Genomic DNA, 21,981 nt, shown 5'->3' with positions numbered 1-21,981 from the left:
GTTTGTGGGGGGGGGGGCCCGGGGGCCCCCCCCGGGGGGGGGGGGGTTGTTGTGGGGGTGGGGGGGGGGGGGGGGGGCGGGGGGGGGGGCGGGCCCCCCCCCCCCCCCCCCCCACCCCGGGTCAGGCGCCCCGTACCCGGAGGGCGCGGGCGAGGTCGTCCAGTTGGTCGGCGAGCTTGCGGCGCAGGGCGGGGATCATCTCGGCGGTGTCCAGGCACTCCTGGCCGAGGCGCAGCACCTCCTGGTCGACCGCGTGCAGCGGGAATCCGTAGTGCCCGGCGGCTCCGGCCATGGCGGGGCCGCGCCGGCCGGCGAGGGCGACGGCCTCGGGGTAGAAGCGGGGCACGTACTCCCGTACGAGATCGGCCTGTTCGGGCTGCCAGAAGCCCTGCGCGGTGGCGGCGAACAGGTAGTTGGACAGGTCGTCGTTGGCGAAGAGCCGGGCCCAGGCGGCGGCCTTGGCCTCGGAGTCGGGCAGGGCGGCGCGGCAACGGGCCGCGCCCTCCTGGCCGGTGGCGCTGGGGTCGTCGGCGAGTTCGGCGGCGATGGAGTTCTCGTCCAGGGAGCCGAGGACCGCGAGGCGGGTGAGGATCCGCCAGCGCAGTTCGGGGTCGAGTTCGGGGCCGCCGGGGACGCTGCCGCACTCCAGCCAGTCCTGGAGGGCGCCGGGCTGGGTGGCGGCGTCGATGAAGTGGCGTACGGCGGTGAGGCGCAGCCCGGGGTTGCTGCCGTCCTCGGTGCGGCGGATGAGGTCGCGGCAGAGTGCGGTGAGGGTGGTGAGGGCGGCGCGCCGGTCGTCGTCGGAGAGGTAGCGGTCGGTGATCTGGACCGCGGCGAAGGAGAGGACGCCCTGGACGAGGGCGAGGTCGCTCTCGTGGGGCAGGTGGGCGCGGGCGGCGTCGAGGTAGGCGGTGGGGGCGAGTTCGCCGTCGCGGACCATGTCGCGGGCGGCGTTCCAGATGACGGCGCGGGTCAGGGCGCCGGGGACGCCGGAGAGGGCGCGCAGGGCGGTGTCCCAGGAGGCGGGGTCGAGGCGGACCTTTGCGTAGGTGAGGTCGCCGTCGTTGAGGACGACGAGGGCGGGGCGGCGGCCGGGCCTGGTCACGGGCGCCTCGGTGAGGGGCACGTCGAGTGCGACGCGCTCGCGCGCGACGAGTTTGGTGGGGTCGACGACGTCGAAATCGTACAGACCGACGGAGATGTGGTGCGGCCTGCTGCCGTCCCGTACGACGTCGAGGGTCCAGCTGTTGTCGCCGGTGGTCACGCGCGGGGTGAGGGTGTCGACGCCGGTGGTGCGCAGCCACCGCTCGGCCCAGGCGTGCACGTCGCGGTCGGTGGCCGACGCCAGGTTGTCGATGAAGTCGGCGAGGGTGGCGTTGCCGAACTTGTGCCGGGCGAAGTGGACGTTGATGCCGGCGAGGAAGTCCTTGTCGCCGAGCCAGGCGACGAGTTGGCGCAGGGCGGAGGCGCCCTTGGCGTACGAGATGCCGTCGAAGTTGAGGAGCGCGGAGGCGGTGTCGGGGACGGCGTCCGGGTCGGGGGCGACGGGGTGGGTGGAGGGGCGCTGGTCGGCGTCGTACCCCCAGGCCTTCCGCGCGATGCCGAAGTCGACCCAGGTGTCGGTGAACCGGGTGGCCTCGGTGAGGATCTGGTACCCCATGTACTCGGCGAAGGACTCGTTGAGCCAGATGTCGTCCCACCAGGCGAGGGTGACGAGGTCGCCGAACCACATGTGGGCCATCTCGTGCGCGACGACCATGGCGCGCGTCTGGCGCTCGGTGTCGGTGACGGCGGAACGGTAGATGAACTCGTCGCGGAAGGTGACGAGTCCGGGGTTCTCCATGGCGCCGGCGTTGAACTCCGGGACGAACGCCTGATCGTAGGAGTCGAAGGGGTACGGCTCCTCGAACTTCTCGTGGTAGCGGTCGAAGCAGGCGCGGGTGATGGAAAGGATCTCGTCGGCGTCGGTGTCGAGGTGGGGGCCGAGGGAGCGACGGCAGTGGATGCCGAAGGGCAGCCCGGCGTGTTCGGTGCGCACGGAGTGCCAGGGGCCGGCGGCGACCGCGACGAGGTAGGTGGAGATGAGCGGGGTGGGCGCGATCGTCCAGTGTCCCGCCGGGCCTTCGGGGGTGCGCGTGGCGACGCCGTTGCCGAGGACCGTCCACTCCTCGGGCGCGGTGACGGTCACCTCGAAGACGGACTTGAGGTCGGGCTGGTCGAAGGCGGCGAAGACGCGCTGGACGTCGTCCATGAAGAGCTGGGTGTACGTGTACGTCTCGCCGTCGGCGGGGTCGGTGAAGCGGTGCATGCCCTCGCCGGTGCGGGAGTAGCGCATGTCCGCGTGTATGCGCAGTTCGTGCGCCCCGGCGGTGAGCCCGGTGAGGGCGAGCCGGTTCCCGTCGAGCGCGGCGGGGTCGAGGGCCGTGCCGTCGAGGGTGGCGGAGTGCAGCGCGGCGGGCTTGAGCTCGACGAAGGTGTCCCCGGCCGCCCGCGCCGTGAAGTGGATGACGGTGCGGGAGTCGAAGGTGTCCTCGCCGGTGGTGAGATCGAGAGCGATCGTGTACCGGTGCACATCGAGGAACTGGGCTCGGGTCTGCGCTTCGTCGCGCGTCAGTACGGACATGGGGGACATGGTGCCGGATCGCCCCCGGCCCGCGCACCGGGATGTGTTGCGCTGTGGGCGATGGGGCGCCGGGATCGCGGAGGAGGCGCCCCGGCCGCCGGGCTGATCCCGCCCGGCGGGCCCCCGCGCGCCGTCACTCGACGTCGCCGCCGGAGGCGGTCTGCGTCACCTCGTCGGCGATGGTCTCGTGGTGGCGGATGACCTCGGCGATGATGAAGTTCAGAAGCTTCTCGGCGAAGGCCGGGTCCAGACGGGCGCTCTCCGCCAGCTGCCGCAGCCGGGTGATCTGGCGGGACTCGCGGGCCGGGTCGGCCGGTGGGAGATGGTGCTCGGCCTTGAGGACACCGACCTGCTGGGTGCACTTGAAGCGCTCGGCCAGCATGTGGACGACGGCCGCGTCGATGTTGTCGATGCTGTCGCGGAGGCGGTTCAGTTCGGCGCGTACGGACTCGTCGACGCCGGTGTTGCTCGTGGTCATGGTGTCGGAGCTTAGACCGTCCCGCGGGGGGCGCAGGCCGGCCCGCGCGCGCCGGGTGGTGAAGCGGGATGCGTGATCCCGGCGCCCGCGGGGTGGCTGGGCGTGTCCGTGGATGACGGCGGTCGGCCCGGGGGGCCGGTTCGGGGACCGGCCCCGGGGGCGGGGTCAGAGACCGGCGGCCGCCGAGGCGATGGCGGAGGCGAAGGTCGAGACCTCGGTGTACACGCCGTAGTAGTTCGGCCGGGCGCAGCCGTTGCCCCAGCTGACGATGCCGACCTGGACAAAGGCGCCCGCGTTGTCCTTGCGGAACATGGGGCCGCCCGAGTCGCCCTGGCAGGTGTCGGTGCCGCCCTGGGCGTAACCGGCGCAGATCTCCTGGGACGCTATGACGTCACCGTCGTACGAGTTGGGGCCGTTGCAGACGGAGTCGGAGACGAACGGAACGGTCGCCTTGAGGAGGTAGCGCTGCTGGGCGCCGCCCTCGGTCGCCCCGCCCCAGCCGGCGATGGTGAAGTTGCCGGTGTTGTACTGCGTGGTCGTGGCGATCTTCAGCGTCGGCAGGTTGATCGCGGAGGCGAGCTTGATCAGCGCCCAGTCCTTGCCCGCGCCGTTGTAACCGGGGGCCTGGAGGACCTTGGTGGACCGGACCTTGATGGCGCTGGTGCTGTTCAGGTCGACGACACCGGCGGTCGCGGTGATGCTGGTGTTGTTGCCCGAGCCGCTGACGCAGTGCGCGGCGGTGAGGACGATGGTCGGGGAGTACAGCGCGCCGCCACAGCCCATGGAGAGCCGGACCATGAAGGGGAACTCGCCCTGCGCGGCGCGGGTGCCGCCGACGACGGGGGGCGCGATGGGCGCGACGGCCGCGGTGCGGGCCTCCGGGGCCGGCAGGGGCGACGCGGAGGCGGAGGAGGGCTGGAGGCTGACGGCCGCGAGGATGACGGCACCGGCGGCGGCGCATCTCTTGAAGGCACGCACGAGCTGGTTCATGGATCTGCCCTTCGTGGGGGGAGAAACGGGAGAGCGGGCCTGACATGAGCCCGACAAAGCGTGATCCGGATTATGGGGAGCGCGCCCACCGCGCCACAAGAACCCGGATCCGGCCACGGACAGGGGGTGCACACCGGCCGCCGTCCGCTGACCGGACGCGGGACACGGTCCGGTACGGCGGCCCCGCGCCGCGCCGGCGCCGTACCGCCAGGGGTTGCCCCACCGCCGTACCACCGCGGGCCGGACCACCGCGGGCCGTACCTCCGCAGACCGGACCATCGCGGGCCGCGCGGCCGCGCGCCGCACCGCCGCCGTACAGTGGATCGCGGAGGACCGTCCTTGCAGGGGGGTACGGACGTGGCACACGGAACCGAGGTCGCGCACGGCTATCCGCACCTGGATACCGCGCGCGCCGCGATCACCGCGCTCTACCGGCGCCTCTCCCCCGAGGGCGTCCGCCGGTACGCGCCGAGCGTCGCCCCGGCCGACGTCGCCTTCTCCGACCACGACGACCTCCATCTGGGCACCCAGCGGGTCGCCCACGCGCTGGTCCAGCAACTCCGGCTGCCCGACGCCCGCGTGATCGTCAGCTTCCGCGACATGGACCACGCGGCGAGCGTCGAACTGACCGCGGGGCCCGAGTACTTCGTCGAGCTCAACAACCGTTTCCGCACCCACCGCAGGGACATCGGCGCCGCGCTCGCCCACGAGATCACGCACGTCCTGCTGCACCGGCTGGGGCTGAGCTTCCCCGGCACCCGCGACAACGAGATCCTGACCGACACCGCGACCACCTACCTAGGCGCGGGCTGGCTGCTGCTCGACGCGTACCGCGAGGACCGCGACTCCAGCCAGAAGCTCGGCTATCTGACCCCCGAGGAGTTCGGTTACGTCCTGGCCAAGCGGGCGCTCGTCTTCGACGAGGACCCCCGGATCTGGTTCACCAGCCCGCAGGGGTACACGTCGTACGCGAAGGGCCGCGCGCAGGCCCTGCGCGACGAGCAGCAGCCGCCGCTGACCACGGCCGGACGGCAGGGCCGCCACCGGTACGCGAAGGAGCGGCGGTACGCGCTCGACCACCCCGGCCGCGTGGAGGGCGCCCCCGACCCGGCGCTGCCGTACGCCTTCGAACACCTCCCCGACGGGCTGCGCGTCTCGTTCCCCTGCCCGACCTGCCACCAGCGCATCCGGGTGCCGGTCCGGGGGCGGGTCAGGGCGCGCTGCGGGCTGTGCGGGACGGTCCTGGAGTGCGACACCTGACGTCCGGGAGCGCGACTCCTGGCAGGTCCCGCGCGCCGCGCGCCGGTCCGCGGCCCCGGGATGCCCGCACAGGCGCCGCACGTAGGGTCGAAGGATGACGAATGAGCCGACGGCGGGTGTTCCCGGCCTGTTCGAGGCGGTGCTCAGCGGCGCGGACGACACGGTCGTGCGCCTGCTGCGCGCGGGCGTGCCCCCCGAGGCGACCGACGGGGACGGCCAGAGCGCGCTCCATCTCGCGGCCGTCAGCGACGAACCGGGCCTGGTACGGCTGCTGCTCGCCGCCGGCGCCGACCCGGAGCGCGGCAGCGGCCCCGACGGCGGGGACCTGCCCCTGTGCGGTGCGGCCTGCGGCGGGCACACCGAGGTGGTACGGGCGCTGCTCGCCGCGGGCGCGCGGCCCGACCGGCCGGAGGCGTTCGGCTTCACCGCCCTGGCCTGGGCCGCCGTCCAGGGGTTCCCCGACACGGCGGAGGCCCTGCTGGAGCACGGCGCGGACCCGGACCTCCCGGGCCCCGGCGGCGAACCGCCGCTGGTCCTCGCGGCCCGCCGCGGCTCCCCGTCGGCCACCCGGGTCCTGCTGCGGTACGGCGCGGGCGCCCAGGACACGGGCGTCCTGGACGCGGCCCTCGCAGAGGCGCGCCGCTGGATGGCGCTCGACGTGGAGCGCGAACTGCGCGACGAGTTGCTGCGCGCGTACGGCGACGGGTACGAGAGCGTGGTGCGGCGGATCGCGGAGGACGGCTCCGAGACCGTGGTGGTCGAACTGCTGCGGGACGGCGTGCCGGTGGCGGGCCAGGAGCGGCAGACGGGGCACGCCGCCGTCGCCACACTCCTGGAGGCCGAGCTGGGCATCCTGCCGCCGTACGAGGAGCTGGCGGGGCGGGGGCTGCGCTGCGGGGACCCCGGCCGGGACGACTGGACGGAGGCGGCGGCCGCGCTGTGGCGGCGCGGCGATGAGGAAACGTTTCTGGCGGCGTCCGCGTGGTGCGCGGACGAGGATCCGCAGCGGCAGGCGTTCGGGGCGGACGTCCTGGCGGGGCTGGGCGGGGCGGGCGCCGACGTGGCGGGCGGCACGGACCGGTTCACCGCCCGGGTGGTCGCGCTGCTGCGGGAGCTGTCGCGCGGCGCCACGGAGACGGAACCGGTCCGCGCGGTCGTGACCGGGCTCGGGCGCCAGGGCGATCCGGACGCGCTGCCGGAGATCCTGCGCCACACGGGCCACCGGGACGCGGGGGTACGGCGGCGGGCCGCGTCGGCGCTGGCCGGGCTCGTACCGGACGGACACCGGGACGGGGTGTGGGCGCTCGTCCTGCTGAGCGGCGACGCGGACGCCTCCGTACGGAAGGCGGCGGTCCGGGCCCTGGCGGGTGTGGCGGACGACACACCCGCCCTGCGGGAGGCGCTGGCGGCCCGGCTGGCGGACCCGGAGGCGGACACGGCCGCCGAGGCGGCGCACGCTCTGGCGGTACGTCAGGACCCGCGCGCCGTCGGGGCGTTGGCCCGGATCCTGGCGGACGGGGACGCGGGCGGCGGCGCGCGCCGGACGGCTCTGGACGCGGTGCGCTACGTACCGGAGGGGCCGGAGCGGCGGCGCCTGGAACGGACACTCCCCCGGCGCCACTGACGGGAGACGCATCCACCCCGCCACTAAGTTTTGCTTATCGACTAAGAAATCCGTAGTCTCCTCATGTGCCGGTCAGGTGATCCCCCTGCCGGCCGGCCCCTCACAAGGAGACAGCAGTGGCGCACCTGAAGATCATCGTGGCGAGCACCAGGCCCGGCCGGATCGGCCTGACCATCGGGCAGTGGGTCGACGCGGAAGCGCGCGGGCACGGTGGTTTCGAGGACATCGAGCTGATAGACCTCGCCGAGGTGAACCTGCCGTTCATGAACGAACCGCACCACCCCCGGCTGGGGCAGTACACCCACCAGCACACCCGCGACTGGAGCGCGAGGATCGCCGAGGGCGACGCCTTCGTGTTCGTCATGCCGGAGTACAACTACGGCTACAACGCGGAGCTGAAGAACGCCCTCGACTACCTGCACAACGAGTGGCACCACAAGCCGGTCGGCCTCGTCAGCTACGGCGGCGTCGCCGGGGGCACCCGGGCGGCCCAGATGATCAAGCAGGTCGTCACCACGCTCCGGATGACCCCGCTGTTCGAGGCGGTCGCCATCCCCTTCGCCCACCGGCTCGTCACCGAGGACGGCGGCTTCGCGGCCGACGACGCCATGACCGGCTCGGCGAAGGCGATGTTCGACGAGCTGAAGCGGGTGAGCGAGGCGCTGCGCCCGCTGCGCGCGCCCCAGCCGGCGGCCGTGAAGCCATGACCGCCGTCCATCCGGTGTGCACGCGCTTCCACACGGCGATCGAGCTGATCGGCACCCGGTGGACGGGCGCGGTCCTGCGCGCCCTGTTCACCGGGCAGCACCGGTACGGGCAGATCAAGGCGGCGATCCCGGGCGTCAGCGACACGATGCTGGCGCAGCGGCTGCGCGCGCTCCAGCGGGACGAGCTGATCGAGCGCCGGGTGGTGGCCACGACACCGGTCCAGGTCGAGTACCACCTCACGCAGAGGGGACGGGAACTGGAACCGGTGCTGGAGTCGGTCATCGCCTGGTCGCACAAGTGGATCCCGCTGCCGGACGAAGCGGAAGCGGGTACGCACACAGGCTGAGGTCCACGGGCCTGACGGCGTGTCAGCGTCGTGTCGGACGACGTATCGGACGACGTACCGGACAACGCGTCGGACGGCGCATCAGAGGAGCCGCAGCCCTCCCGGCGCACCCTCCTCGATGATCTCGGCGAGTTCGCCGAAGACCGAGCGCCCCGTACCGGCGGCCGCCTCGTCCAGCCGCGCGCGCGAGACGTCGTGCGCGCGCCACTCGAAGGCGAAGTCATCGTCGTCGGGTGTGCCGAACCCGCCGCGCAGGCAGTCCACGAGCGCGTCGAGATTGCTCCCGAAGTACCCGCCGGGTCCGTTCACGGCGGCGCCGATCACCCGCCAGAAGCTGGCCAGGTCGGTGACCTCCGCCCCGTCGATCACATAGGTCACGGTCATGGGACGGAGGTTACCTTTCCTGGGCCCGGGCGGCGGTCGCCGCCGCCCGGGCCGGTGAGCGGACGTGGTGTCAGCAGCCGTAGTTGACGAGCGAGAACGACGCGTAGTGGTTGGAGGTGTAGTAGTCCTCGTCGACCTTCTTGCCGGTGATGATGCGGCGGGCGCCGCGGTCGGGGGAGCCGGGGGTCACGACGGTGTACTCGTGGTAGTAGCTGGACGCCTGGAGGGGGAGCAGGCGCTCGCGGTTCTGGAAGACGGCACCGTCCTGGGAGTACGGGAACGGCCCGCCACGGGCGATGAGGTTGAGGGTCGTACGGGCCTGCGAGGGCAGGCTGCCGTAGCAGATGCTGCCGACGGCGCTCGGCGCGGCGGACGCGCTGAGGGCGGCCGTGCCGACCAGGAGGGTGGAGGCGAGGGCTACGACGGAGCCCAGGGCGGCGATACGTGGGGGAATTCGCATGCCCCCATGATGACGCGCGTAGATATGTACACGTCAAGACCCCGTCCCCCCAACGCGCCCGAATTTCCGGGACGTTCACCACCCGGAACCCGTTCGTACCGTCTCAGGAGTCACCCGCGTCACAAAACGGCCGCCGCGAGGCTGGAGACGCACGAACGCACGAACGCACGAACGCGCGAACGCACAGACGCACGAACGCCCGGCGGCGCGTGGGCACTGCCGGGCGTTCGTGTCGTTTCTTCGTACGGGTCGCGCAGAGGGGTCGGGGCCGGTCAGGCAGCCGTGCGGCGTCCGCCGCCCTCGCCGCCCGCTCCGCCGCCGCCCCGGCCGCGCCGGCCGCGGCCGCCGTTGCCGGCCCCCGCGCCCGTACCGCCGCCGGTCCTGGCGCCTCCGCCGGTACGGGCACCGCTTCCGGCACCCCCGCCGCCGGCGCCCGTACGCGCGCCTCCGGTGCCGCCCGCGGCGGCGCGGGCGCCACCTCCGGCGGTGGTACGTCCGGCACCCCGCGACCCCGACCGTGCGGGGCGTGCGGTGCGCGGCTTCTGCTTCTGCTGGACCACCGGCTGCGGCACCTCTATGACGACGGCCACCCCGGAGGGCTCCCGCGCGCCGGTGAGCTGGGCCAGTTCCTCGTCGGTGGACTTGATCCTGGCCGACTTGGGGTCGATGCCCGCGTCCGACATCAGCCGGGTCATCTCCCGCCGCTGCTCGGGCAGGACGAGCGTCACGACGCTGCCGGACTCCCCCGCGCGGGCGGTACGTCCGCCGCGGTGCAGGTAGTCCTTGTGGTCGACGGGCGGGTCGACGTTCACGACGAGGTCGAGATCGTCGACGTGGATGCCGCGGGCCGCCACGTTGGTCGCCACGAGGGCGGTGACCTGGCCGGTCTTGAACTGGTCGAGGGTGCGGTTGCGCTGCGGCTGCGAACGGCCGCCGTGCAGGCCGGCCGCCCGTACGCCGCTGGCCAGCAGGCGCTTGACCAGCCGGTCCACGGAGCGCTTGGTGTCCAGGAAGAGCAGCACCCGGCCGTCGCGGGCCGCGATCCTGGTCGTGACGGCCTTCTTGTCCGTCTCGTCCAGGACGTACAGCACGTGGTGCTCCATCGTGGTGACCGCGCCCTGCGAGGGGTCGACGGAGTGCACGACGGGGTCGGTCAGGTACTGCCGTACGAGCCGGTCGATGTTCTTGTCCAGCGTCGCGGAGAACAGCATCCGCTGGCCGTCGGGCCGCACCTGCTTGAGCAGGGCGGTGACCTGCGGCATGAAGCCCATGTCGGCCATCTGGTCGGCCTCGTCGAGGACGGTGATGTCCACCTGGTCGAGCCGGCAGTCGCCGCGCTCGATCAGGTCCTTGAGCCTGCCGGGGGTGGCGACGAGCACCTCGGCGCCGCGCCGCAGCTGGCCGGACTGCTTGGTGATCGACATGCCGCCGACGACGGTGGCCATTTTCAGGTTCACGGCGGTGGCGTACGGGGTGAGCGCGTCGGTCACCTGCTGGGCCAGCTCACGCGTGGGTACGAGGACCATCGCGAGGGGCGCCTTGGGCTCGGCGTGGCGGCCCGCGAGGCGGGCGAGGAGCGCGAGGCCGAAGGCGAGGGTCTTGCCGGACCCGGTCCGGCCGCGGCCGAGGATGTCACGGCCCGCGAGGGAATTGGGCAGGGTCGCGCCCTGGATCGGGAACGGTTCCGTCACACCCTGGGCGGTGAGGGTCTTGAGCAGCCCGGCGGGCATGTCGAGCTCGTCGAACGCCTCGACGGCAGGGAGTGCGGGGGTAAGGGTCTCCGGCAGAGTGAATTCCTGGGGGCGGGCGGGGGCACGGCGGGCCGGGGCCTTCGCCGTACCGCGCGCGGAGCCTTGTCCACGTGAATTCACCGGGCGTTTGCCGGCAGGTCTGGCAGCACGGTCCTGCCGCTCGGGGCGAGTCATTCAGTAAAGCCTTCCTGGGCCTGAGAACAGCGGCCTGAGAACAGCGCGAGCCGGGGCCCGCACCTGCACGGTGCGAGCCCCGGCTGCGAGGTACACGTCCGGGAACTAGGCCGGGACGATGTTCTCCGCCTGCGGGCCCTTCTGGCCCTGCGTGACGTCGAACGAGACCTTCTGGCCCTCCTGGAGCTCACGGAACCCCTGGGTGGCGATGTTCGAGTAGTGGGCGAAGACGTCGGCGCCGCCGCCGTCCTGCTCGATGAAGCCGAAGCCCTTTTCGCTGTTGAACCACTTCACGGTGCCAGTAGCCATGTCATTCTCCTAAAACAGGTGCAGAGCCGGAAATCCGCACTTTACGGATTCCTCGTCGCCGCATTGAGCCCCATCCGGAGAAGCCGGCAAAAACAATAATGCGCCTGAGCGAGTTTCCGTCAGGCGCACATAAAGTTCATGGGTACCAAAACTGCAACGCTTGTAAGCCTAGCACGGTCGCTCGGCACGCGGCACGCGGCACGCGTGGCGTCATGCCACGATTCCCAGCTCCCGGGCCCGGCGCAGCCAGCGGGGGAACTCGCCGAGCAACCGGTCGTACAGCGTGGAGTCCGCGACCCGGCGCGGATTCCGGCCCGCGGGGAAGAACCCGGCGTTGTCGACCCGCCGCTTCGCCGGGACGGCGAGCTCGTCGAGCCGGCGCAGGAAGTCGAACTGCCTGCCGCGCGGATCGCCGAAGCCGATGAACTGCCAGAAGATCGGCAGCCCGGCGGCCTTGCAGAGGTATCGCTCGGCGGCGAGCCTGCTGGTCGGCCCCCCGTCCGTCTGGAAGACCACGAGCGCCGGGGCGGTGGCGCCGCCGGCCAGATGGTGGTCGATCACCGCGTCCATGGCCAGGTGGTAGTTGGTGCGGCCCATGTGCCCCAGCGTCCCGACGATCTCGTCCACCCGGCCGACGTGGTTCGCGAGCGAGATCTCGGCCTCGGCGTCGATGTCCGTGGAGAAGACGACGATCGGGACGGTGCCGTCGTCGTCCAGGTGTGCGGAGAGGCCGAGGACCCGCTCGGCCAGGGCCTGGACGCTGCCGTCCTTGTAGTAGTCCCGCATGGAGCCGGAGTGGTCGAGGACCAGGTACACGGCGGCGCGCTGGTCGTCGAGGCCGTGTTTGTCCAGTGAGACCGCGGCGGTCTTGTAGAGGCTGACCAGCGCGGGCGCGGTCTCCTCCACCTTGCGGAGACTGATCGCGGAACCCATGGAACTCCCCCTGCATCAATGGGCGGTGACGTGCGTGCGCCGAGGGTACGCCCCGTGTGGGGTGGGGGCGCCGGTGCGGTGGTGGCTGGTGTCGGTGGGCTTCGCTACCTTGAGCCGCGCCGCCCCACCGGCCGAGACGTTCACGCCCGCCCCGCTCGAAGGAGACGGCCATGGAGGCCGCTGTCACGACGTGCTATCGCCATCCCAAGTACGAGTGCTACGTGCGCTGTACGCGGTGCGACCGGTACATATGCCCCGACTGCATGCGGGAGGCGGCGGTCGGTCACCACTGTGTGGAGTGCGTGCGGGAGGGGCAGCGGTCGGTCAGGCAGGCGCGGACCGTGTTCGGCGGGCGGGTGTCCGCGGTCTCCGCGCCGGTGGTGACGGTCACCCTGATCGTGCTCAACGTGCTCGTCTACCTCGGCGAGTTGGCGCGGCCCGATCTCGTCGACCGGTTCGCCATGCTGGGCGCGGCGAGTGTGGGTCCGGACGGGGCGTGGTACGTGTACGGCCCCGAGTTTCCCGAGCTGCGCACCGTGGGGGTGGTCGACGGCGAGTGGTACCGGCTCGTCACCGGCGCCTTCCTGCACAAGTCCCCCGCCGACGGCACCTTCTGGATCATGCACATCGTCTTCAACATGTACTCGCTCTGGATACTGGGCCGCTTCGCGGAGGAACAGCTGGGCCGGGCCCGGTATCTGACGGTGTATCTGCTGTCGGCGGTGGGCGGTTCCGTGCTGGTGTACCTGATCTCACCGCAGGACATGGCGGTGGGCGCCTCCGGCGCGCTGTTCGGTCTCGCGGCGGCCTTCTACGTCACCCACCGCAGGCTGGGCCACACCATGGCCCCCGTGAACCGCCTCATGGCCGGGTTCCTGATCTGGATGGTGATCTCCGCCGGATTCACCTCGTGGGAAGGCCACTTGGGCGGCCTCCTGACGGGCGGCGCGGTGACCCTGGCCCTCGCGTACAGCCCGGCGAAGCACCGGACCGCGCTCCAGGTCGCGGCGGGCGCGGGCACGCTGGCGGTGCTGCTCGTCCTGGTGGTGCTCAAGACGTCCGCGTTGACCGGCGGAGTGTGACCACCGGAAAGAGACCACATGCCACGGCGCCTGCCAGCGGTCCGGTCGGGGACTGGGGGCAGGCGCCGCGCCTTGCGGAGGGCCCGGGGATCGCTCCCCGGGCCGACACCGCCCGTACGCCGTTGTACGGGACGTCTTGGGGGGCCCGACAGCTGAACGCTCTGAGCGCTCAGACCGTCAGCGCCCGGTCCGTCGGGCGGATCGGCGACGGCAGGTCGCTGGCGCCCGTCAGGTGACGGTCCACCCCCCGCGCCGCCGAGCGCCCCTCGGCGATCGCCCAGACGATCAGGGACTGGCCGCGCCCCGCGTCCCCGGCCACGTACACGCCGGGAACGTTCGTCGCGAAGTCCTCGTCGCGGGCGATGTTGCCGCGCTCGTCCAGCTCCAGGCCGAACTGCTCGACCAGGCCGTTGGACCGGTCCGTACCCGTGAAGCCCATCGCCAGCGTGACCAGCTGCGCCGGGATCGACCGCTCGGTGCCCGGCTTCCGCTCCAGCGTGCCGTTCACGAACTCCACCTCGGCCAGGTGCAGGGACTGGACGTTGCCGTCCGCGTCGCCCTCGAAGTGCGTCGTGGAGACGGCGTAGACGCGCTCGCCGCCCTCCTCGTGCGCGGAGGTCACCTTGTAGAGCATCGGGAACGTCGGCCACGGCTGGTGCGCCGCCCGGTCGTCGCCCGGCCTCGGCATGATCTCCAGCTGGGTGACGGACGCCGCGCCCTGCCGGTGGGCCGTACCGACGCAGTCCGCGCCGGTGTCGCCGCCGCCGATGACCACGACGTGCTTGCCCGCTGCGCTGATGGGGGCGACCGTGAGGTCCCCCTCCTGCACCTTGTTGGCCAGCGGCAGGTACTCCATCGCGAAGTGGATGCCCTTGAGCTCGCGGCCCGGGACAGGCAGGTCGCGCGAGACGGTCGCCCCGGCGGCGATGACGACGGAGTCGTACCGCTTGCGCAGCTTCACCGCGTCGATGTCACGGCCGACCTCGACACCGGTACGGAACTTGGTGCCCTCCGCGCGCATCTGCTCGATGCGCCGGTTGATGTGCGACTTCTCCATCTTGAACTCGGGGATGCCGTACCGCAGCAGCCCGCCGACGCGGTCCGCCCGCTCGTACACGACCACGGTGTGCCCGGCCCGCGTCAGCTGCTGCGCGGCGGCGAGTCCCGCCGGGCCCGAGCCGATGACGGCGACGGTCTTGCCGGAGAGCCGCTCGGGCGGCTGCGGGGTGACGTCGCCGCTGTCCCAGGCCTTGTCGATGATGGAGACTTCGACGTTCTTGATCGTGACGGCCGGCTGGTTGATCGCCAGCACACACGCGGACTCGCAGGGCGCCGGGCACAGCCGCCCGGTGAACTCCGGGAAGTTGTTGGTGGCGTGCAGCCGCTCGCTCGCCGCCGTCCAGTCCTCGCGGTAGGCGTAGTCGTTCCACTCGGGGATCAGGTTCCCCAGCGGACAGCCCTGGTGGCAGAACGGGATGCCGCAGTCCATGCAGCGGCCGGCCTGCTTGCTGATGATGGGGAGCAGCGAGCCCGGGACGTAGACCTCGTTCCAGTCCTTGACGCGCTCCTCGACGGGCCGGGTCCTGGCGACCTCGCGTCCCGTGGTGAGAAAGCCCTTAGGGTCAGCCATTGGTCGCCGCCTCCATCATCTTCTCGGTGGTCTCGGTCTCCGAGAGACCGGCCAGCTCGGCGGCGTCCTTGGCGGCGAGCACTGCCTTGTACGTGGTCGGGATGATCTTGCTGAAGCGGGCCGCCGAGGCGTCCCAGTCGGCCAGCAGCTTGTCGGCGACGGTGGAGCCCGTCTCCTCCTGGTGGCGGCGCACGACGTCGTGCAGCCACCGCTTGTCGGCGTCGTCGAGCGGCTCGACGGCTTCCAGGTTCCCGGCGTTGACGTTGTCCGGGTCCAGGTCGATGACGTACGCGACCCCGCCGGACATGCCGGCCGCGAAGTTGCGCCCCGTCTCGCCGATGACGACGGCACGGCCGCCGGTCATGTACTCGCAGCCGTGGTCGCCCACGCCCTCCGAGACGACGGTGGCACCGGAGTTGCGGACGCAGAAGCGTTCGCCGGTACGGCCCCGCAGGTACAGCTCGCCGCCGGTGGCGCCGTAGGCGATGGTGTTGCCCGCGATGGTGGAGAACTCCGCGAGGTGGTCGGCGCCCCGGTCGGGCCGTACGATCACCCGGCCGCCGGACAACCCCTTGCCGACGTAGTCGTTCGCGTCGCCCTCCAGGCGCAGGGTGACGCCGCTGGGCAGGAACGCGCCGAAGGACTGGCCGGCGGATCCGGTGAAGGTGATGTCGATCGTGTCGTCGGGCAGGCCCGCGCCGCCGAACTTCTTGGTCACCTCGTGGCCGAGCATCGTACCGACGGTGCGGTTGATGTTACGGATGGCGACCTGCGCGCGGACGGGCTGCGCGGCCTCGGCGCTCTCGGCGCCCAGCGCGTCGGCGGCGAGCCGGATCAGCTCGTTGTCGAGGGCCTTGGCGAGGCCGTGGTCCTGGATGGTGACCTGGTGGCGTACGGCTCCCTCGGGCAGCGCCGGTACGTGGAACAGCGGCGCCAGGTCGAGGCCCTGGGCCTTCCAGTGCTCGACGGCCCGGTCGGTGTCCAGGAACTCGGCGTGTCCGACCGCCTCTTCGAGGGTACGGAAGCCCAGCTCGGCGAGGATCTCGCGGACCTCCTCCGCGATGAACTCGAAGAAGTTGACGATGTACTCGGCCTTGCCGGAGAACCGCTCGCGCAGGACCGGGTTCTGGGTGGCGATGCCGACGGGGCAGGTGTCGAGGTGGCAGACGCGCATCATGACGCAGCCGGAGACGACGAGCGGCGCGGTCGCGAAGCCGAACTCCTCGGCGCCGAGCAGCGCGGCGACGACGACGTCCCGGCCGGTCTTGAGCTGGCCGTCGGTCTGGACGACGATGCGGTCGCGCAGCCCGTTGAGCAGCAGCGTCTGCTGGGTCTCGGCGAGGCCCAGCTCCCAGGGGCCGCCCGCGTGCTTGAGCGACGTGAGCGGGGAGGCGCCCGTACCGCCGTCGTGTCCCGAGATCAGGACGACGTCGGCGTGCGCCTTGGAGACCCCGGCGGCGACCGTGCCGACGCCGACCTCGGAGACCAGCTTCACGTGGATGCGGGCCCGCGGGTTGGCGTTCTTGAGGTCGTGGATGAGCTGGGCGAGGTCTTCGATGGAGTAGATGTCGTGGTGCGGCGGCGGGGAGATCAGGCCGACGCCGGGGGTGGAGTGCCGGGTCCTGGCGACCCACGGGTAGACCTTGTGGCCGGGCAGCTGGCCGCCCTCGCCGGGCTTGGCGCCCTGCGCCATCTTGATCTGGATGTCGTCGGCGTTGACCAGGTACTCGCTGGTGACGCCGAAGCGCCCGGAGGCCACCTGCTTGATGGACGAGCGGCGCGCCGGGTCGTACAGCCGCTCCGCGTCCTCGCCGCCCTCGCCGGTGTTGGACTTGCCGCCGAGCTGGTTCATGGCGACGGCCAGGGTCTCGTGCGCCTCCTGCGAGATGGAGCCGTACGACATGGCGCCGGTGGAGAAGCGCCGGACGATCGCGGAGGCGGGCTCGACCTCGTCCAGGGGGACGGGGGTACGGCCGGACGCCATGGTGAACAGGCCGCGCAGCGTCATCAGGCGCTCGGACTGCTCGTTCACGCGCTCCGTGTACTTCTTGAAGATGTCGTAGCGGCGGGAGCGCGTGGCGTGCTGGAGGCGGAAGACCGTCTCGGGGTCGAACAGGTGCGGTTCGCCCTCGCGGCGCCACTGGTACTCGCCGCCGATCTCCAGCTTGCGGTGGCTGGCGGAGATCCCGGAGGCGGGGTAGCCCTTGGCGTGCCGGGCGGCGACCTCCTGGGCGACGATGTCGAGCCCGGCGCCGCCGATCTTGGTGGCGGTGCCGTTGAAGTACTTCTCCACGAAGTCCTGGTCCAGGCCGACGGCCTCGAAGACCTGGGCGCCCCGGTAGGAGGCGACGGTGGAGATGCCCATCTTGGACATGACCTTGAGGACGCCCTTGCCGAGCGCGTAGATCAGGTTACGGATCGCCTGCTCGGGCTCCAGGCCCTCGATGAACGTCCCCGCGCGGACCAGGTCCTCGACGGACTCCATCGCGAGGTACGGGTTGACGGCGGCGGCGCCGTACCCGATCAGGAGCGCGACGTGGTGGACCTCGCGGACGTCGCCGGCCTCGACCAGCAGGCCGACCTGCGTGCGCTGCTTGGTGCGGATGAGGTGGTGGTGCACGGCGGCGGTGAGCAGCAGCGAGGGGATCGGGGCGTGCTCGGCGTCGGAGTGCCGGTCGGAGAGCACGATGATCCGCGCGCCGCTCTCCAGGGCGGCGTCGGTCTCGGCGCGGATCTCCTCGATACGGGCGGCCAGCGCCTCGCCGCCGCCGCTGACGCGGTAGAGGCCGGACAGGGTGGCTGCCTTCATGCCGGGCATGTCGCCGTCGGCGTTTATGTGCACGAGCTTGGCCAGCTCGTCGTTGTCGATCACCGGGAAGGGGAGCGTGACGCTGCGGCAGGACGCGGCGGTCGGCTCCAGCAGGTTGCCCTGCGGGCCGAGGGAGGAGCGCAGCGAGGTGACGAGCTCCTCGCGGATGGCGTCCAGCGGCGGGTTGGTGACCTGGGCGAAGAGCTGGGTGAAGTAGTCGAAGAGCAGCCGGGGACGGGCGGAGAGCGCGGCGATCGGCGAGTCCGTACCCATGGAGCCGATGGGCTCGGCGCCGCTGCGGGCCATGGGCGCGAGGAGGACGCGCAGCTCTTCCTCGGTGTACCCGAAGGTCTGCTGGCGGCGGGTGACCGAGGCGTGGGTGTGCACGATGTGCTCGCGCTCGGGGAGGTCGGAGAGCTCGATCTCGCCGGTCTCCAGCCATTCCCTGTACGGCTTCTCGGCGGCGAGGGTCGCCTTGATCTCGTCGTCCTCGATGATGCGGTGCTCGGCGGTGTCGACGAGGAACATCCGGCCGGGCTGGAGGCGGCCCTTGCGGACGACCTTGGCGGGGTCGATGTCGAGGACGCCGACCTCGGAGGAGAGGACGACGAGGCCGTCGTCGGTCACCCAGTAACGGCCGGGGCGCAGTCCGTTGCGGTCGAGGACCGCGCCGACCTGGGTGCCGTCGGTGAAGGTGACGCAGGCGGGACCGTCCCAGGGCTCCATCATCGTGGCGTGGAACTGGTAGAACGCGCGGCGGTCCGGGTCCATGGAGTCGTGGTTCTCCCACGCCTCGGGGACCATCATCAGCACGGAGTGCGGCAGCGACCGGCCGCCGAGGTGGATGAGTTCGAGGACCTCGTCGAAGGACGCGGAGTCGGAGGCGTCCGGCGTACAGAGGGGGAAGATCCGCTCCAGCTTGTCGGCGCCGAAGAGGTCGGAGCCGAGCTGGGACTCGCGGGCCTTCATCCAGTTGCGGTTGCCCTTGACCGTGTTGATCTCGCCGTTGTGCGCGACGAAGCGGTACGGGTGGGCGAGCGGCCAGCTCGGGAAGGTGTTGGTGGAGAAGCGGGAGTGGACCAGGGCGATCGCGGTGGCGAACCGGCGGTCGGACAGGTCGGGGAAGAACGGCTCCAGCTGGCCGGTGGTGAGCATTCCCTTGTAGACGATCGTGCGGGCGGAGAGCGAGGGGAAGTACACCCCGCCGACCCGCTCGGCGCGCTTGCGCAGGAGGAACGCCTTGCGGTCGAGGGCGATGCCCGTGCTCGTACCGTCGGCGACGAAGAGCTGGCGGAAGGCCGGCATCGTCGCGCGGGCGGTGGCACCGAGCAGTCCGGGGGCGACGGGGACGTCACGCCAGCCCAGGACGTTCAGGCCCTCTTCGGCGGCGAGCGTCTCGAGCCGTGAGACGGCGTCGGTCGCGTCGTCGGCGGGGAGGAAGGCGATGCCGACGGCGTACGCGCCGGGCTCGGGCAGCTCGAAGTCGGTGACCTCGCGCAGGAAGGCGTCCGGGACCTGGAGCAGGATGCCGGCGCCGTCACCGGAATCGGGCTCGGAGCCGGTGGCACCGCGGTGTTCGAGATTGCGCAGTACGGTCAGCGCCTGCTCCACCAGTGCGTGGCTGGCAACACCGGTAAGGGTGGCCACGAACCCGACACCACAGGCGTCGTGTTCGTTACGGGGGTCGTACATCCCTTGCGGGGCGGGGCGACCGTCCATGGGCGACCAGGCGTCGGAACGCATTGGCACTCCCGTCGTCGTCGTGGCATATGCGATAACCGAGGGACGACGCTGGCCCTCCAAGAAATTTCGTGCAGGTTACATGATGGGCGACTTCTCAGGAAGCGGATAGCGCATTCCAACATGTGGACACCGCGCGTAGCGGCGGATGTGGGGCACGGACGGACAGATCGTCGCCCGCCGGGCAGGTGCGGAGCAGGCATCGTTGCCCGCGGCGCCCAGAGGTCATGCCCGGTCATTAAGGACTCGAAACCGCGGCGTAACGACTGTGCGTGGGGCGCTCCGGCCAGTGTCGCATCCGGGCCCGGCGGGAGGTCGGCGCGGGGCCCGGGAGATGGGTCACAGGGCAGGTCAGGGGGTGGTTTGGGCGGGGCGTCTTGAGGGGCGCCGTGAGGGGGCGGCGGCGGAGACCTGTACGGGCCGCCGTACGTCAGAGGGCCGCGCCGAACGCCGTGCCCAGGCCGTACGTCAGGGCGGCGGCCGTCCCGCCGAGGGTCAGCTGGCGCAGTCCTCCGTACCACCAGCTCCGGGCGGTCACCCGCGACACCAGCGCGCCGCAGCCGAAGAGCCCGACGAGCGCCAGGACCAGGGCGGGCCACAGGGCGGTGGCGCCCAGCAGGTAGGGCAGGACGGGCAGCAGGGCGCCCAGCGCGAAGGAGGCGAACGACGAGACGGCGGCGACGGTGGGGGACGGCAGGTCGTCCGGGTCGATGCCCAGCTCCTCGCGGGCGTGGATCTCCAGGGCCTGCTCGGGGTCCTTGGAGAGCTGCTGGGCCACCTCGCGGGCGAGCGCCGGTTCCACGCCGCGCGACACGTAGAGCGCGGCCAGTTCCTCCATCTCGTCGGCGGGGTGTTTGCGCAGCTCACGGCGTTCGACGTCCAGTTCGGCCTGGACCAGTTCGCGCTGGGAGGCGACCGAGGTGTACTCGCCGGCGGCCATCGAGAAGGCACCGGCCGCGAGGCCCGCGAGGCCGGTGATCACCAGGGTGTGGTGGGAGACGGCGCCGCCGGCGACGCCGGTCATCAGGGCCAGGTTCGAGACGAGTCCGTCCATCGCGCCGAACACCGCGGGACGCAGCCAGCCGCCGTTGACGTCGCGGTGGGTGTGGTTGTCGCGGTGGGCCTCGTGGAGCGTGGCCTCGGTGTCGATGACGGACATGCTTCTCCTCTTTCCTCACGGTGGCGGACGGGGCGGGCACGGACCGGCGTCCACCTCTCCCTCCTCCAGGTGGTCGAAAGTACGCACGAAAAACGTGGCCCGCCAGCAAGGAAGGCCGTACTTACCAGCGCTTTCGGAGGGTTTGGGCGGCGGCGTGTCGACGCCGTGGGCCCCTTTCCGGCCTGCTTCCGTCCCCCTTCCGACCCCGTTCCGACCTCCTTTCGACCCCCTTCCGGCACCCTTCCGGCACCCGGGCCCGGTGTCAGCCGGGTGACAGCGACGTTTCCCGGACTCCCGGGCGCGCGTACGTGGCACAGATGGCAGGAACAGGCTCGTTGTGCGCGGAAGGGCGGCCACCGATGGAGCTGATTGCATGCGATCCGGCTCGCGACGAGGCCGCGGTGCTGCGTGACCGGGCGCGGGGCGCACTGCTGGGCCTCGCGGTGGGGGACGCGCTCGGGGCGCCCGCGGAGAACATGCGGCCCTCGGAGATCCGCCGCCGCTGGGGCCGTATCGAGGGCTTCGTCGCGGAGAACCCGGCGGGTACGGACGACACGGAGTACGCGATCTTCTCCGGGCTGCTGCTGGCCCGGCACGGGTCGGCGCTGACCGTCGCGCACGTGGAGAAGGCGTGGCACCACTGGCTGGCGGACCTGGACGAGGGCCCGTTCCGGGGGGCGGGGTTCAGCGAGCGCGGCACGCTGGAGAACCTGCGGCGCGGCCTGGCCGCCCCCATCACGGCGCAGCACCGGCACGCGTGGAGCGACGGCCTGGCGATGCGCGCGGCGCCCTTCGGTGTGTTCGCGGCGGGGCGGCCGGCAGAGGCGGCGCGGCTGGTCTCGGTCGACGGCAGTGTCAGCCACGACGGCGAGGGCATCTACGGCGGCCGGGCGGTGGCGGCGGGGGTCGCGGCCGCGATGGCGGGGGCGGGTCCCACGTCGGTGGTCGCGGCGGCGCTCTCGGTGATCCCGATGGACTCGTGGACGGCCCGCACCCTGCGGCGGGGGGTGGTCGCGGCGCGGCGGGAGTACCCGGACACGCTCACCATGGAGCGCGCGGTGCGCTCGTCGGTGGTCATCGGCGGCTACCCGTGGACGGACCTGGCACCGGAGGCGGTGGGCCTGGCCTTCGGCGCGTTCACGGCGGCGCGCGGTGATTTCCGTACGTCGGTCCTCATGGCGGTCAACATGGGCCGCGACGCGGACACGACGGCGGCGGTGGCGGGGGCCCTGGCGGGCGCGCTCTCGGGGGCGCGGGCCATCCCCACGGAATGGTCCTCGGCGATCGGAGCGGTACGGGGCAGCTGCCTGCCCTCGATGCGCGGCTACCACGTCCTGGACATCGCGGACCTGCTCACCCCGGACGAGGAAGAGGCACGACGCCCATGACACGGAACGACCGGGGCGGGCCCCGGGGCACGGCAGGGTTCGACACGGGGGCCCCGGCGGGGCGGGCGGGCCCGGCGGATGCCGAAGCTGGGCTCGCGGCCGCGCGGGCCCCCGGCGTCGGGCAGGCGCCGAC

At 72.1% G+C, this 21,981-nt stretch carries 17 protein-coding genes; 6 read left to right on the top strand and 11 right to left on the bottom strand.

The genetic code is table 11. The annotated features are described in order from the left end of the window. Positions 1 to 121 precede the first annotated feature (121 nt). The 3 genes from pepN to ACIODU_RS29940 form a co-directional block, all read right to left on the bottom strand. Positions 122 to 2,623, bottom strand: a complete 2,502-nt coding sequence (pepN, locus tag ACIODU_RS29950) for an aminopeptidase N (RefSeq protein ID WP_401771524.1) — start codon at positions 2,621 to 2,623, stop codon at positions 122 to 124. A gap of 133 nt (positions 2,624 to 2,756) precedes the next feature. Continuing rightward, complete coding sequence (locus tag ACIODU_RS29945) at positions 2,757 to 3,101, bottom strand: chorismate mutase (protein ID WP_356424500.1); 345 nt, start codon at positions 3,099 to 3,101, stop codon at positions 2,757 to 2,759. A gap of 165 nt (positions 3,102 to 3,266) precedes the next feature. Beyond that, the gene (locus ACIODU_RS29940; RefSeq protein WP_356424503.1) at positions 3,267 to 4,091 is read right to left on the bottom strand and encodes a serine protease; all 825 of its coding nucleotides are present in this window, start codon (positions 4,089 to 4,091) and stop codon (positions 3,267 to 3,269) included. 357 nt (positions 4,092 to 4,448) lie between these two features. Here ACIODU_RS29940 and ACIODU_RS29935 point away from each other — a divergent pair, with 357 nt between their 5' ends. The 4 genes from ACIODU_RS29935 to ACIODU_RS29920 all read left to right on the top strand — a co-directional run bounded on the left by ACIODU_RS29935 (position 4,449) and on the right by ACIODU_RS29920 (position 8,029). Then, positions 4,449 to 5,351 carry a hypothetical protein gene (locus ACIODU_RS29935; RefSeq protein WP_356424506.1) on the top strand — a complete coding sequence of 301 codons (903 nt, stop codon included), beginning with the start codon at positions 4,449 to 4,451 and terminating at the stop codon, positions 5,349 to 5,351. 94 nt (positions 5,352 to 5,445) lie between these two features. After that, complete coding sequence (locus ACIODU_RS29930; RefSeq protein ID WP_401771520.1) at positions 5,446 to 6,975, top strand: ankyrin repeat domain-containing protein; 1,530 nt, start codon at positions 5,446 to 5,448, stop codon at positions 6,973 to 6,975. A gap of 116 nt (positions 6,976 to 7,091) precedes the next feature. Beyond that, positions 7,092 to 7,682, top strand: coding sequence for an NADPH-dependent FMN reductase (locus ACIODU_RS29925; RefSeq protein ID WP_401771517.1), 591 nt, complete (start codon positions 7,092 to 7,094; stop codon positions 7,680 to 7,682). Beyond that, a complete protein-coding gene (locus tag ACIODU_RS29920; protein ID WP_356424514.1) occupies positions 7,679 to 8,029 on the top strand; it encodes a helix-turn-helix domain-containing protein in 351 nt (116 codons plus the stop codon). The genes ACIODU_RS29925 and ACIODU_RS29920 overlap by 4 nt, the downstream gene beginning before the upstream one ends. An 81-nt stretch (positions 8,030 to 8,110) precedes the next feature. Here ACIODU_RS29920 and ACIODU_RS29915 read toward each other — a convergent pair whose 3' ends face one another. The 5 genes from ACIODU_RS29915 to ACIODU_RS29895 form a co-directional block, all read right to left on the bottom strand. Beyond that, positions 8,111 to 8,413, bottom strand: coding sequence for a barstar family protein (locus ACIODU_RS29915; protein ID WP_356424517.1), 303 nt, complete (start codon positions 8,411 to 8,413; stop codon positions 8,111 to 8,113). A 70-nt stretch (positions 8,414 to 8,483) separates the two neighbouring features. Next, the gene (locus ACIODU_RS29910; RefSeq protein WP_161312255.1) at positions 8,484 to 8,873 is read right to left on the bottom strand and encodes a ribonuclease domain-containing protein; all 390 of its coding nucleotides are present in this window, start codon (positions 8,871 to 8,873) and stop codon (positions 8,484 to 8,486) included. Positions 8,874 to 9,145: 272 nt separating this feature from the next. Then, complete coding sequence (locus tag ACIODU_RS29905) at positions 9,146 to 10,798, bottom strand: DEAD/DEAH box helicase (protein WP_401771513.1); 1,653 nt, start codon at positions 10,796 to 10,798, stop codon at positions 9,146 to 9,148. 105 nt (positions 10,799 to 10,903) lie between these two features. Further along, a complete protein-coding gene (locus tag ACIODU_RS29900) occupies positions 10,904 to 11,107 on the bottom strand; it encodes a cold-shock protein (protein ID WP_015607926.1) in 204 nt (67 codons plus the stop codon). Positions 11,108 to 11,317: 210 nt separating this feature from the next. Continuing rightward, the gene (locus tag ACIODU_RS29895; protein WP_401771510.1) at positions 11,318 to 12,040 is read right to left on the bottom strand and encodes a VWA domain-containing protein; all 723 of its coding nucleotides are present in this window, start codon (positions 12,038 to 12,040) and stop codon (positions 11,318 to 11,320) included. A 170-nt stretch (positions 12,041 to 12,210) separates the two neighbouring features. Here ACIODU_RS29895 and ACIODU_RS29890 point away from each other — a divergent pair, with 170 nt between their 5' ends. Further along, positions 12,211 to 13,122, top strand: coding sequence for a rhomboid family intramembrane serine protease (locus ACIODU_RS29890; RefSeq protein ID WP_356424526.1), 912 nt, complete (start codon positions 12,211 to 12,213; stop codon positions 13,120 to 13,122). Between the two features lie 169 nt (positions 13,123 to 13,291). Here the strand turns inward: ACIODU_RS29890 and ACIODU_RS29885 are convergent, their stop codons facing one another. From ACIODU_RS29885 to ACIODU_RS29875, 3 genes are all read right to left on the bottom strand, one after another. Then, positions 13,292 to 14,752: a glutamate synthase subunit beta gene (locus ACIODU_RS29885; RefSeq protein ID WP_356424529.1), complete on the bottom strand. Its 1,461-nt coding sequence runs from the start codon at positions 14,750 to 14,752 to the stop codon at positions 13,292 to 13,294. Then, positions 14,745 to 19,304 carry a glutamate synthase large subunit gene (gene gltB / locus ACIODU_RS29880; protein WP_401771506.1) on the bottom strand — a complete coding sequence of 1,520 codons (4,560 nt, stop codon included), beginning with the start codon at positions 19,302 to 19,304 and terminating at the stop codon, positions 14,745 to 14,747. Before gltB ends, ACIODU_RS29885 begins: the two co-directional genes overlap by 8 nt. A gap of 427 nt (positions 19,305 to 19,731) precedes the next feature. After that, a complete protein-coding gene (locus tag ACIODU_RS29875) occupies positions 19,732 to 20,460 on the bottom strand; it encodes a VIT1/CCC1 transporter family protein (RefSeq protein ID WP_356424535.1) in 729 nt (242 codons plus the stop codon). Positions 20,461 to 20,819: 359 nt separating this feature from the next. Here ACIODU_RS29875 and ACIODU_RS29870 point away from each other — a divergent pair, with 359 nt between their 5' ends. Further along, positions 20,820 to 21,848 carry an ADP-ribosylglycohydrolase family protein gene (locus tag ACIODU_RS29870; protein WP_401771503.1) on the top strand — a complete coding sequence of 343 codons (1,029 nt, stop codon included), beginning with the start codon at positions 20,820 to 20,822 and terminating at the stop codon, positions 21,846 to 21,848. Positions 21,849 to 21,981: the final 133 nt, after the last annotated feature.

The organism is Streptomyces sp. NPDC088261 (genome assembly GCF_044740805.1).
GTDB lineage: Bacteria > Actinomycetota > Actinomycetes > Streptomycetales > Streptomycetaceae > Streptomyces.
Note: the sequence above shows the minus strand (reverse complement) of the source record. Positions and strands in the feature narration are given on the sequence as shown.